Genomic DNA, 12,548 nt, shown 5'->3' with positions numbered 1-12,548 from the left:
AGCGGGGGGGGGGGGGTGGGGGGGGGGGGGGGGGGGGGGGGGGGGGGGGGGGGGGGGGGGGGGGGGGGGGGGGGGGGGGGGGGGTGGGGGGGGGGGGGGGCCCGGCCCGCCCAGGTCCCGCCCACCCCGTCCCGGCCCGCCGTCTCCGGCACCGCCCGGCCGCCACCCCGCCGAACCCCCGCCCCCGCCCCGGCCGCCATCCGCCCCTCGCGGGGGCGGTGGCGGGTCCGTGGCGTGCGTGGCCCTCAGCTCTCCGTGCGGTACATCAGGTCGACCTCGTGCGTCGTGAAGCCCAGGCCCTCGTACACCGCCAGGGCGGCCTGGTTGTCGGCGTCCACGTAGAGCATCGCCGTCGGCAGGCCCGTGCCCGCCAGGTGGTGGAGGCCGACGGCGGTGAGGGCCTTGCCGAGGCCGCCGCCCTGGGCGCCCGGGCGGACGCCGACGACGTAGACCTCGCCCAGCTGCTCCTCGGCGTGGACCTTCGTCCAGTGGAAGCCGACCAGCTCGCCCTCGCGTTCCGCCAGGAAGAAGCCCTTGGGGTCGAACCACGGCTGTGCGATGCGGTCGTCGAGGTCCCGCTGCGTCAGGGAGCCCTGCTCCGGGTGGTGGGCGAAGGCGGCGGCGTTGGCGGCGAGCCAGGCCGCGTCGTCCTGGCCGGGGACGAAGGTGCGGACCGTCACCCCGGCGGGCAGGGCAGGTTCGGGGAGCGGGGGCGAGTCCGGGCCCAGGGGACGGCGCAGCTGGCGGAGTTCGCGGAAGAGGGTCAGGCCGAGGACCTGCGCGAGGTGGCGGGCGGCGGGCTTGCCGCCGTGCGCCCAGACCCGGATGCGCTTGCCGGAGGCGTTGAGGAGGGCGGTGCCCAGGGCCCGGCCGTGTCCGCGCCCGCGCAGTGCGGGGTGGACGACGAGTTCCGCGGCGGGGGCCTCCACCGGGTCGGTGTCCTCCAGCTGCCCGTACGCGACGAGCCGGCCGTCGGCGGTGGCCAGGAAGTGGCGGATGCCCTCGCGGGGGCCGCCGCGCAGCTGGAGGCGGCCCTGCTCGGAGACGGCGGTGGTGCCGTCGGTGCGGGCCGCCTCGTGGATCAGCCCGAGGACCGCCTCGGCCTGTTCGTCCGTCAGTTCGTCGAGGATCTCGATGTGCCGTCCCGGCTCCAGGGCCGCTGCTGCGTCAGTCATGTTCCGAGCCTACGACCGACACCCCCCGACGGTTGCGCGTAACCAGCTCGCAACCCGTACCCCCCTGTTGGCGCTACGCGCGTTGACCATAGGCTGCGGGCACTTCCCAGTTGTCTCGCTGTCCAAAAAGGGGAACAGATGTCAGCGAAGCCACAACGGCACCGCACGGCCCGCCGGTTGACCTTCGGCGCGCTCGCCCTCACCGCGAGTGCCGGTGCGATGGTCGCCGCCGCACTGCCGGCCGGTGCCGCGAGTGGCGGCGGTGTGCCGGCCAAGGGCCGGACCGTCGACGTACAGATGCTGTCGTTCAACGACTTCCACGGCACGCTGGAGCCCCCGCAGGGCTCCTCGGGCACGGTCGGCGAACTGCAGGCTGACGGCACCACCAAGTCCATACCCGCAGGCGGCGTCGAGTACCTGGCGACCGGACTGCGCGAGGCCCGCAAGGGCCACGAGTACTCCGTCACGGCCGCGGCCGGCGACATGATCGGCGGCAGCCCGATGCTGTCCGGTCTCTTCCACGACGAGCCGACCGTCGAGGCGCTGAACAAGCTGAAGCTCGACGTGACGAGCGTGGGCAACCACGAGTTCGACGAGGGCAAGAACGAGCTCCGCCGGATGCAGTACGGCGGCTGTCACCCGGTTGAAGGCTGCTTCGAGTACGGCAAGACGTACACGGGAGCGGAGTTCAAGTACCTCGCCGCGAACGTGACGGACGAGAAGAGCAAGCGTCCGCTGATGTCGCCCACCTTCATCTGGAAGAAGGGGGACGTGAAGATCGGTTTCATCGGCGTCACCCTGGAGGGCACCCCGGACGTCGTCACGGCCGACGGAGTGAAGGGCCTCAAGTTCGGCGACGAGGTCGAGACGATCAACAAGTACGCCGCCGAGCTGGACAAGCAGGGCGTGAAGTCGATCGTGGCGCTGATCCACGAGGGCGGTCTGCCCGCGAGCGGCGCGTACAACTACGACTGCAACGTGCCGGGTGCCGGCGCGGGCATCTCGGGTGCGATCGTCGACATCGCGAAGAACGTGAGCCCGAAGGTCGACGCGCTGGTGACGGGTCACACCCACCAGGCGTACTCGTGCAACATCCCGGACCCGGCGGGCAACCCGCGTACTGTGACCTCGGCCGCCTCGTACGGCCGGCTGTTCACGGACACCACGCTGACGTACGACCGCGCGACGAAGGACATCGTCCGTACGCCGGTGCAGTCGCCGAAGCCGGTGAACAAGGTCGTCACCCGGGACCTGCCGAAGGCCCCGGACATGACCGAGCTGATCGACCGCTGGAAGAAGCTGGCGGCCCCGGTCGCGAACCGTCCGATGGGCTACATCTCCGCCGACATCCCGGGCCGCGGCTCGGAGGCGCCGGAGAAGCCGCTCGGCGACCTGATCGCCGACGCGCAGCTGGACGCGACCTCCGCGGCCGACAAGGGCGGGGCGCAGCTGGCCATCATGAACCCGGGCGGCATCCGTGCCGACCTGGCGTACAAGGCGGCCGGTGACGAGGGCGACGGTGTCGTCACGTACGGCGAGTCGTACACGGTGCAGCCCTTCAACAACCTGCTGAACGTGGTGGACCTGACCGGCGCGCAGCTGATCACGGCGCTCCAGCAGCAGGTCAGCGGTCCGGTCAACGGCCCGAACCCGAAGATCCTGCAGATCTCGAAGGGCCTGACCTACACCCTGGACATGACGAAGTCGGGCGCGGACCGGATCGTCGTGGACTCGGTGAAGCTGAACGGCGCGGCCATCGACCCGGCCAAGACCTACCGGGTCGTGATGAACGAGTTCCTGGCGGGCGGCGGTGACGGTTTCACCGTCCTGAAGGACCACAAGAACAAGCTGGTCGGCGTGCCGGACCTGGAGGCGTTCAACAACCTTCTGGCGAAGTCGACGGCGGCCTCGCCGATCGCTCCGCCGAAGGCGGACCGGATCACGGTCGTCAAGTAGTCGCCGCGTGGTCGCCGTCGGGTGGCACCCGACGACGACCGGGCGGGGAGGGGCGGTGGGCCGGAGCGGCCCGCCGCCCCTTTCGCGTGTCCGGGGGCTGTCGGTCGTCAGACCTGGGCGAGGTACTCGGCGACGGCGGCGTGGAAGGCGTCCGGGTCGGTGAACGGGGCGAAGTGGTCGCCGTCGAGGGCCGTGTAGGAGGTGTGGGGGCGGCGGGCGACCATGGCGTCGGCGACGTCCTGGCGGAGCACCTGGCTGCGGGCGGCGTGGACCAGCAGGGCCGGGCAGGTGCTCGCGAGCCAGGTGTCCCAGTGGTCGCCGTTGCAGGCGCGGATGGAGTCGAGCATGTCCTGGCCGTGGAAGGCGAGCCGCCAGCCGCTGCCGTCGGGCAGGGGGCGTACGCCGTCGGTGACGAAGGGCAGGGCGGCCGGGTCGACGGCGGCGAGGAGTTCCTCGCGGGTGGGCGCGGTGTAGGGGAGCGCGCCGAGGAAGTCGAACCAGTTCGGCCCGGTGGGGACGTTGATCGCCACGTTGGCGTCGACGCCGATCAGGACGCCGATCCGGTCGGGGTGGGCGGCGGCCAGGTGGTAGGCGTTGAGGCCGCCGAGGGAGTAGCCGAGGAGGGCGACCGGTTCGGTGAGGCCGAGGTGGTCGAGGAGGGCGACGGCGTCGGCGACGTAGCCCTCGCGGCGGTAGTGCGGGGCGCGGTCGGAGTCGCCGTGGCCGCGCTGGTCGGGGGCGATGACCCGCCATGCGTCGCCGAGGGCGGCGGCCAGTCCGGTGAAGGCGGCGGCTTCCGACATGCCGCCGTGCAGGGCGAGCAGGGGGCGGCCGGTGCCGCCGAAGTCCAGGTACGACAGTGCGCGTCCGTCGATGTCCAGTGTGTGGCGCATGGTTCGGCTCTCCCCGTTCGTGGCCGGCTGTGTGCTCGGTGACGGCTTCAGCCTGACAGGGTTTGGGCAAGTGCGCAATACGTACGTGTAGGGCGAGCGCCCAAATCCGGGGGCCCGGCTACGATCCCGGCATGGGAAATCGCGAGGACCTGCTGGCCGGAGCGCGCCGCTGCCTGGAGGAGAAGGGGTACCTGCGCACGACCGTGCGCGACATCGCCTCGGCGGCGCAGGTGAGCATGGCCGCGATCGGCTACCACTTCGGCTCCCGCGAGGTGCTCCTCAACCAGGCGCTGTTCGCGGCCATGGAGGAGTGGGCCGCCGGCGCCGGCCGGCTCGTCGGGCAGGGCGACACGCGCGAGGCGCGCTACGCCGACACCTGGGACCGCAAGATCCGCGACTTCGGCGAGATGCGCTGGCTGTGGACCGCCTCCGTCGAGGCCTTCGTCCACGCCCAGTCCTCACCCGAGCTGCTCGCGATCCTCGCGGAGGGCCAGCGGCGCAACCGGCGTATGGTGGCCGCGGCGCTGCGCGGGGTCCCCGAGGACGCGGTGACGGACGAGGACGTGCGCTCCCTCGGCTCCCTGCACATCGCCCTGCTGAGCGGGGTCATGGTGCAGGTCCTGACCGACCCGGAACAGGCCCCGACGGGGGCGGAACTCGCCCAAGGGCTGCGCACGATGGTCGGGTTGCTCGGCGAACCCGCCCGTACCGACGGGTAGTAACCCCGCGCTCCGCGCGCCATAATCCCGTCCGGCCACAGTGGCCGGACGACCGGACTGCGGACAAAGGGGCGGGCATGGCACTGGACCGACGGACCTTCCTGACCGGCGCACTGGCGGCGGGAGCGGGCGCCGCCGCACTCGGACTGGGCGCGGCCGCCCCGGCAGCGGCACAGGGCCGGGACCCGTCGGCCCGGACCCTGGCGCCCCGGGCCGCCGCCACCAGAACCCTGGGCACCGAGGACTGGATGGCGGGCCTCGGCGACTCCACCCCCCTCCAGCGCATGACCATCCCCGGCACCCACGACTCCGGCGCCCGCCAGGGCGGCCTCTACGTCGCCTGCCAGAACACCTCGATCGCCGAGCAGCTCGACTCCGGCATCCGCTTCCTCGACGTCCGCTGCCGGGTGACGGGCGGCTCCTTCGCCATCCACCACGCCGCGTTCTTCCAGGACCTGATGTTCGGGGACGTCCTCGTCGCCTGCGCGGACTTCCTGGCCGCGCACCCCTCGGAGACCGTCCTGATGCGTGTGAAGCAGGAGTACTCCACCGAGAGCGACGCCGCCTTCCGCGCCGTCTTCGACGACTACCTCGACCACCGCGGCTGGCGCCCGCTCTTCCGGATCGCCGACACCCTGCCCACCCTCGGCCAGGCCCGCGGCAGGGTGGTGCTCCTCGCCGACAACGCCGGGCTGCCGGGCCTGCGCTACGGGGACGGCGGGGTCTTCGACATCCAGGACGACTACAACACGGAGCCCTTCGGCAAGATCGGCCGGATCGAGAACCAGTTCCGCAAGGCCATGCAGCAGCCCGGCAGGCTCTTCGTGAACTACACCAGCACCGCCGCCTACATGCCCCCGCGCTGGAACTCCGACCGCCTCAACCCGCAGGTCCACGCCTTCGTCGACGGCTCCGAGCCAGCCGGCCGGACCGGGCTCGGCATCGTCCCCATGGACTTCCCGAACACCCGCTCCGGCCTGGTCGCCTCACTGATCCGGCACAACTGACCCCTGCGTCCGCGGATCCTCCGAGGGCGGCGGCGCCGGGGCGCCCGGGATGCGCAGCACCGCCTCCGTGCCGCCCGCCCCGTCCGCCGCCGCCCGCAGCTCGGCCGTACCGCCCGAGCGGGCGGCCGTACGGGCCACGATGGACAGGCCGAGGCCGCTGCCGGGCAGGGCGCGGGCCGACTCGGAGCGCCAGAACCGCTCGAAGACGTACGGGAGGTCCTCGGGCGGGATGCCCGGCCCGTGGTCGCGCACGGTCAGCTCACCCGCCCGCAGCGAGACCTCGACCGCCCCGCCCGGCGGGCTGAACTTCACGGCGTTGTCGAGGAGGTTGACCACCGCCCGCTCCAGCGCCGCCGCCTCGCCCCGTACGTACCAGGGCTCCAGCTCCGCGCCGAAGCGCAGCTCCGGGCCGCGCAGCCGGGCCCGGGACAGGGCCGTCCCGGCGATGTCGTGCAGGGCCACCACCCCGAGCGGGGCGTGCGGGGCGGCGTCCGGGCGGGACAGCTCCTGGAGGTCCCCGATCAGCGAGGCCAGCTCCGTCATCTGCGCCTTCACCGAGGCCAGCAGCTCCCGGCGGTCCTCGGGCGGGATGGCCCGGCCGGTCTCCTCGCTGCGCGCGAGCAGTTCGATGTTGGTGCGCAGCGAGGTCAGCGGGGTCCGCAGCTCGTGCCCGGCGTCCGCGATCAGCTGGGCCTGGCGCTCCTGGGAGGAGGCCAGGGCGGCGGTCATGGAGTTGAAGGACCGCGACAGGCGGGCGATCTCGTCGTCGCCCTCCTCGGGGATCCGGACGGTGAGGTCCTCGGTGCGGGCGATGTGCTCGACCACCCCGGTGAGCTCGTCCACGGGCCGCAGCCCGGTCCGCGCCACCCACAGTCCGGCGGCGCCCGCGCCGACCACGCCGACGCCGGAGACCAGGAGCAGCACCCACGTCAGGGTGGAGAGCGGCTGGTCGATGTCGGCCAGCGGCTTGGCGATGGAGACCCCGAAGCTCGCGCCGGTGGTGAGGCGCTTGTTGATCGTGTAGACGCGCATCTTGGTGCCGTCGGTGGTCGCGGCGTCGTGCAGGGTCTTGCCGCTCAGGCCGGCGGCCACGGCCTTGTCGGCCTCGGCGACCGGCAGGTCGCTGCGTCCGCTCACCAGGCAGCGGGCGCCGTCCGCGGTGACGATCTGCACGGTCGGGCCGAGCTCCTCGGCGATGTTGGGCGGTCCCACCGCCGGGCGGGTCACGCAGCCCTCGCGCAGGGTGCGCACCACCTGTTCGTCGGGCTGGGTGGAGAGCAGCGACTGGTTCAGCTGGTCGTTGAGCTGCGTCCGCACCATCACCCAGCACACCCCCGCCACCGCCGCGACCGCGACGGCGACCGCGACGGTCACCAGCAGCGCCAGCCGGGAGCGCAGCGGCAGCGCGCGGAACCGGGCGGCGGGACTCGTCATTCGGGCCCGCCCTCGCCGGCCCGCAGCACGTACCCGACCCCGCGCACGGTGTGGACCAGGCGCGGCTCGCCGCCCGCCTCCGTCTTGCGGCGCAGGTACATCACGTACACGTCCAGGGAGTTGGAGCTGGGCTCGAAGTCGAAGCCCCAGACCGTCTTGAGGATCTGCTCGCGGGTCAGGACCTGGCGCGGGTGCGCGAGGAACATCTCCAGCAGGGTGAACTCGGTACGGGTCAGCTCCACCGGCCGCCCGCCGCGGGTGACCTCGCGGGTGGCGAGGTCCATGCGCAGGTCGCCGAAGGTCAGCACGTCCTCGGGCTGGACGGGGCCGGCGGCGGGCGCGGCGTAGGAGCTGCGGCGCAGCAGGGCGCGGACGCGGGCGAACAGCTCGTCCAGCTCGAACGGCTTGACGAGGTAGTCGTCGGCGCCCGCGTCGAGGCCGGTGACGCGGTCGCCGACGGTGTCGCGGGCGGTCAGCATCAGGATCGGCGTCACGGCCCCGGCGGCGCGCAGCCGCCGGGCCGCCGTCAGCCCGTCCATGCGGGGCATCTGGATGTCGAGGACGATCAGCTCGGGGGCGTACGAGGCCGCCTGGTCGAGGGCGTCGATTCCGTCGACGGCGGTCCGCACGTCGTACCCCTCGAAGGCGAGGCTGCGGCGCAGGGCCTCGCGCACGGCCGGCTCGTCGTCGACGACGAGGATCCGCTGCGGGTCGCCTTCGGCGGGATTCATTCGGTTCCCCCAGGGGTGGTGGTCGTCGGTGCGCGGGACGGGTCCGGTCCCGTCCGGGTCCCGTCCCAGGGTGTCAGAAGGATCCGAGCGAGATGCCGAACCCGTCGCCGCCGCGGCTGCTGCCGTCGGAGCCGCCGTCGGAGCCGGCACCGGATCCGCTGCCGCCCTTGCGGAGCGCGCCGAGGTCGGCCTTGACGGTGTTGACGGGGATGGCGAAGCCGAGGCCGACGCTGCCGGCGCTGGAGCTGTCGCTGGAGGGGGAGAAGATCGCGGAGGGCATGCCGACGATCTCGCCGTTCATGTTGACCAGCGCGCCGCCGGAGTTGCCGGGGTTGAGGGAGGCGTCCGTCTGGATGGCCTTGTAGGAGGTGGTGTTCGAGCCGGTGTCGCCGTTGAACTGCTGGCCGTCGTACGAGAACGGCCAGCCGCCGCCTCCGGCGCCCTGCCGGCCGCGCTGCTGCTGGTCCTCGGACTTGGGCACGTTCACCTCGCGGTCGAGCGCGGAGACGATGCCGCTGGTCACGGTGCCGGTGAGGCGGTCGGGGGAGCCGATGGCGACGACCTGGTCGCCGACCTTGAGGTGGTCGGAGTTGCCGAGCTTGGCGGGCCGCAGGCCGCTCCCGCCCCGTAGCTTGATCAGGGCGAGGTCCTTGTCGGGGTCGGTGCCGACCGTCCTGGCCGCGTACTTCTTCCCGTCGCTCATCGTCACCTGGATCTCGGAGGCGCCGCTGACGACGTGGTTGTTCGTGACGATCTCTCCGTCGGCGGTGATCACGATCCCGGAGCCGGTGCCCTGGCCGGAGCCGGTGCGGGTGTCGATGCGGACGACGGACGGGCTGACCTGCTCGGCCACGCCGGAGACGGTGCCGTTGCTGGACTGGGAGACGTTGGTGCCGTTGAAGCCCCCGCCGCCGGACCCGTTCTGCCCGAGGAACTGCTGTACGGCGGCGGCCGTTCCGCCGCCGACCACGGCGGCGGCGAGGGCGACGGCCGCGAGCAGCGCGACGGGGCGCTTGGCGCGGGGCGCGGGGGAGGGGGCGGGGGCCTCGCCGCCCCAGTGGGCCCATCCGGCGGCGGCGGGGGCGCTGTCCGCGCCGAGCCCGCCGAGGCCGGCGGCGGCGCCGTTCGCGTCGGTGTGGCCGGTGTTGCCGGTGGGGCCCTGCGGGTCGTCGGCGCCGTGGGCGGCCGGAGCCGGGGGCTGGTGGGCCTCGTGCCATCCCGGGGCGGGGGCCGCCGGGGGGTACGCGGGCGGCGGCGGCCAGGACCCGCCGCCCATCGCGTCGTGGGCCAGCCGGTCACGCCCCCGCCGCCACTCCTCGCCGAAGGGCGAGTGCGGGGCCGGACGGTTCTCCTGCGGGTACTCGCCTTCGCGGCGGAAGCTGTCGGTCATGTCTGTGACTCTGTCCCCGGATCATGAAAGCTTCCTGAGTCCCGGCTGAGAAGCCCGACAGAACCGTGTATGCCCGATATAAGGCCGGGGCGGTACCCCCGTGAGCCGGCGACGGGCGGGGCGCAGACCCCGCCCGACGCGTGGGAACGGCGTCAGCGGCAGCCGCAGCTGCGGCGGATCACCAGGGCCGACGGGAACTGCTTCAGGCGTTCGCGGCGCGAGCCCGCCACGCGGAGGGCGTCGTCCAGGACGAGATCCACCGCCGCGCGGGCCATCGCCGGGCGGTCCGAGGAGACCGTCGTCAGCGGAGGGTCCGTCAGCGCCGCCTCCTTCACGTCGTCGAAGCCGGCCACCGCCAGTTCCCCGGGCACGTCGATCCGCAGCTCGCGCGCGGCGCGCAGCACACCGATCGCCTGGTCGTCCGTCGCGCAGAAGATCGCCGTCGGCCGGTCCGGGCGGGCCAGGACCTCCAGGGCGACCCGGTACGCGTCGTAGCGGTTGTACGGGGCTTCGATGACCCGGCCCTCGACCGACCGGCCGGCCTCCAGCATGGCCCGCCGCCAGCCCTCGACGTGGTCGGCGACCGGGTCGCCGACGGACGGGGTGTTCTCGATGCCGCCGATACAGGCCACGTACTCGTGCCCGTGCTCCAGCAGGTGCCGGGTCGCGAGCTGCGCGCCGCCGATGTCGTCCGTGACCACCGCCACGTCGTCGATGGCCTCGGGACGCTCGTGCAGCAGCACGATGCGCGCGTCCCAGGCCTCGATCTCCGACGCCGCGCGCTCGCTCATGCCCTGGCTGACCAGGATCAGCCCGGACACCCGCATGCCGAGGAACGCGCGCAGGTAGTGCACCTCGCGCTCGTCCCGGTAGTCGGAGTTCCCGACCAGGACCATCTTTCCGCGCTCGGCGGCGGCCTGCTCGACCGCGTGCGCCATCTCCGCGAAGAACGGCTGGCGCGCGTCCGGGACGATCATGCCTATGAGGTCGGTACGCCGCGACGCCATCGCCTGGGCGACTCGGTCCGGGCGGTAGCCCAGATCCTTGATCGCGGCGAGTACACGCTCGCGCGTGGCCGGGGCGACCGGCCGGGGTCCGTTGTTGATGACGTAGCTCACGACGGCGGTAGACGTACCCGCAAGTCGTGCAACGTCATCCCGCGTCACCTTGGCCACGCGCCGAAGTCTACGCGGGGTGACCTACCTCTGGGCAGGGCGTCCTGGAGAGTGGATGGTCACAGGGGCTCCTCCTAATGGGGGACGGCCGCCGGGGTCTCGGCCGCGGCCTCGGCGGGAGCCTGCCCGCGGTCGGCCGGGGCCTTCTTCCGCTCGGCCTGGGCCGCCGCCTCCGCCGCCGCCCGCTCGACCTTCTCCGGGGTGACGAAGCGGTAGCCGACGTTGCGGACGGTGCCGATCAGCGACTCGTGCTCGGGGCCGAGCTTGGCGCGCAGCCGCCGGACGTGGACGTCCACCGTCCGGGTGCCGCCGAAGTAGTCGTAGCCCCAGACCTCCTGGAGGAGCTGGGCGCGGGTGAAGACCCGCCCGGGGTGCTGGGCGAGGTACTTCAGGAGCTCGAACTCCTTGAAGGTCAGGTCCAGGACCCGGCCCTTGAGCTTGGCGGAGTACGTCGCCTCGTCGACCGACAGGTCGCCGTTGCGGATCTCCATGGGGGAGTCGTCGGAGCCGAGCTGCTGGCGGCCGGTGGCCAGCCGCAGCCGGGCCTCCACCTCGGCCGGGCCGGCGGTGTCGAGGAGCACGTCGTCGATGCCCCAGTCGGCGGTGACGGCGGCGAGGCCGCCCTCCGTCACGACGAGGATCAGCGGGCAGCCGGGTCCGGTGGACCGCAGCAGCTGGCAGAGCGACCGCACCTGCGGCAGGTCGCGGCGGCCGTCGACGAGGATCACGTCGGCGCCGGGGGTGTCCACCAGGGCCGGTCCTTCGGCCGGGGCCACCCGGACGTTGTGCAGCAGCAGGCCGAGTGCGGGCAGCACCTCGGCGGACGGCTGCAGGGCGTTGGTCAGCAGCAGGAGAGAACTCACGCCCGACCACCTGCCCGGGTCGGGCGGTCGTGCCCCTGTTTGCTTCGCTGGTCCATCACGTCGGTTCCTCCTCGGTCCCGTCGAGGACGTGCGTGGTACGGCTTCGTACGACTTGCCTGGCATGCCGTCCGGCCCCCGCGCCCTGGGGTCCGGACGGATACCACTGTTCTCGGTCCGTTCAACGTGCTGAAAGCACAAAAGGACCCGGGGGCCACACTGCCCGGATCCTCTACGCCGCCAGAATAGCCCACCCGCCCTTTCGGGGCCGAGGGCTGCCATGCACCGCATTCTGTGGTTCGCGCCACGCCTTCCTCCTGCGTATGCCCTGGTTTCACCGGATCGGTGGACCCTCTGCGGGCCGCCCGGACGCACGGACGGCGCGCGGAGGCACGCCGGGGTGACGAGCCGGAGGGGTCATCATGGAGGCCGACGGTGGAGATCCGACGGAGCCCGACACGATAGGAGCTGCAGTGGCAACCGGAACCATCCGCTACTGGGCGGCGGCCAAGGCCGCGGCCAGGACGGCGGAGGAGCCGTACTCGGCGCACACACTGGCCGAGGCGCTCGACGCAGTGCGGGAACGCCATCCGGGGGAGCTGACCCGGGTCCTGCAGCGCTGCTCCTTCCTCGTGAACGACGAGCCCGTGGGCAAGCGCCCGCACGAGGCCGTCCTGCTGACGGAAGGGGGCACCGTCGAGGTGCTCCCGCCGTTCGCGGGCGGGTGAGGTGGAGATGAGCACTCCCGAGGAACAGCAGCGGCGGCAGCAGCAGGCGGCCGCCGCCCAGCAGGACCCGTACAGCACGCAGACCTGGCAGGCCGACACCTGGGAGACCGGGTACCAGCCGGTGCAGCCGCCGCTCGGCTCGGTGCCGGGGCAGGCGGCCCCGCCCGTTGCTCCGCCCGTTGCTCCGCAGGGGCAGCAGGGGTGGCAGCAGCAGGCCGGCGGCACCGGTGGCGGCGTGCCGTGGCCGGACGCCTCCGCCGGGGGCGGCGCCGCGTACCCGCAGGCGTACCCGGGGCAGGCGCAGCCGCAGGCCCCGGCCGTGCCCGACGCGTGGTTCCGTGACGCGCAGCCGCAGCCGCAGCCGCAGCCGCAGCCGCAGCCGCAGCCGCAGCCGCAGCCGCAGCCGCAGCCGCAGCCGCAGCCGCAGCCGCAGCCGCAGTCGCAGTCGGCGCAGCCTCCGCAGCAGCGGACCGGCGGGGG

The 12,548-nt window shown here is 73.3% G+C and carries 11 protein-coding genes; 4 read left to right on the top strand and 7 right to left on the bottom strand.

What is annotated here, in order from left to right; genetic code table 11:
- Positions 1-245: 245 nt before the first annotated feature.
- The gene (gene mshD / locus ACFY15_RS24965) at positions 246-1,175 is read right to left on the bottom strand and encodes a mycothiol synthase (RefSeq protein WP_390687985.1); all 930 of its coding nucleotides are present in this window, start codon (positions 1,173-1,175) and stop codon (positions 246-248) included.
- 138 nt (positions 1,176-1,313) lie between these two features.
- Between mshD and ACFY15_RS24960 the strand changes: the two genes are divergently transcribed.
- Entirely contained in the window at positions 1,314-3,131 is a 1,818-nt protein-coding gene (locus ACFY15_RS24960) for a bifunctional metallophosphatase/5'-nucleotidase (RefSeq protein WP_390687984.1), read from the top strand.
- 107 nt (positions 3,132-3,238) lie between these two features.
- On the opposite strand, the gene ACFY15_RS24955 is transcribed toward ACFY15_RS24960, so the two are convergent.
- Positions 3,239-4,024, bottom strand: coding sequence for an alpha/beta fold hydrolase (locus tag ACFY15_RS24955; protein ID WP_390826074.1), 786 nt, complete (start codon positions 4,022-4,024; stop codon positions 3,239-3,241).
- Positions 4,025-4,155: 131 nt separating this feature from the next.
- Here ACFY15_RS24955 and ACFY15_RS24950 point away from each other — a divergent pair, with 131 nt between their 5' ends.
- Both ACFY15_RS24950 and ACFY15_RS24945 read left to right on the top strand, forming a co-directional pair.
- Positions 4,156-4,743: a TetR/AcrR family transcriptional regulator gene (locus ACFY15_RS24950; RefSeq protein WP_390687982.1), complete on the top strand. Its 588-nt coding sequence runs from the start codon at positions 4,156-4,158 to the stop codon at positions 4,741-4,743.
- A gap of 77 nt (positions 4,744-4,820) precedes the next feature.
- Positions 4,821-5,750, top strand: a complete 930-nt coding sequence (locus tag ACFY15_RS24945; protein WP_390826073.1) for a phosphatidylinositol-specific phospholipase C — start codon at positions 4,821-4,823, stop codon at positions 5,748-5,750.
- Here ACFY15_RS24945 and ACFY15_RS24940 read toward each other — a convergent pair.
- From ACFY15_RS24940 to ACFY15_RS24920, 5 genes are all read right to left on the bottom strand, one after another.
- The gene (locus ACFY15_RS24940) at positions 5,730-7,184 is read right to left on the bottom strand and encodes a sensor histidine kinase (RefSeq protein WP_390687980.1); all 1,455 of its coding nucleotides are present in this window, start codon (positions 7,182-7,184) and stop codon (positions 5,730-5,732) included. The genes ACFY15_RS24945 and ACFY15_RS24940 overlap by 21 nt on opposite strands.
- On the bottom strand, positions 7,181-7,915 hold the full coding sequence (locus tag ACFY15_RS24935; RefSeq protein WP_390687979.1) for a response regulator transcription factor: 735 nt from the start codon (positions 7,913-7,915) through the stop codon (positions 7,181-7,183). The genes ACFY15_RS24940 and ACFY15_RS24935 overlap by 4 nt, the downstream gene beginning before the upstream one ends.
- A 73-nt stretch (positions 7,916-7,988) precedes the next feature.
- Positions 7,989-9,305, bottom strand: a complete 1,317-nt coding sequence (locus ACFY15_RS24930; protein WP_390826072.1) for a S1C family serine protease — start codon at positions 9,303-9,305, stop codon at positions 7,989-7,991.
- Positions 9,306-9,457: 152 nt separating this feature from the next.
- Complete coding sequence (locus ACFY15_RS24925; RefSeq protein ID WP_042812372.1) at positions 9,458-10,480, bottom strand: LacI family DNA-binding transcriptional regulator; 1,023 nt, start codon at positions 10,478-10,480, stop codon at positions 9,458-9,460.
- A 74-nt stretch (positions 10,481-10,554) separates the two neighbouring features.
- Positions 10,555-11,343, bottom strand: a complete 789-nt coding sequence (locus tag ACFY15_RS24920; protein WP_042812371.1) for a response regulator transcription factor — start codon at positions 11,341-11,343, stop codon at positions 10,555-10,557.
- Positions 11,344-11,813: 470 nt separating this feature from the next.
- On the opposite strand from ACFY15_RS24920, the gene ACFY15_RS24915 reads away from it, so the two are divergent.
- A complete protein-coding gene (locus tag ACFY15_RS24915; protein ID WP_390687977.1) occupies positions 11,814-12,068 on the top strand; it encodes a MoaD/ThiS family protein in 255 nt (84 codons plus the stop codon).
- Positions 12,069-12,548: the final 480 nt, after the last annotated feature.

It is taken from the genome of Streptomyces sp. NPDC001373 (assembly GCF_042895815.1).
Taxonomy (GTDB): domain Bacteria; phylum Actinomycetota; class Actinomycetes; order Streptomycetales; family Streptomycetaceae; genus Streptomyces.
The sequence above is the reverse complement of the archived record's forward strand: the minus strand, read 5'-3'. Positions and strand labels throughout refer to the sequence as shown.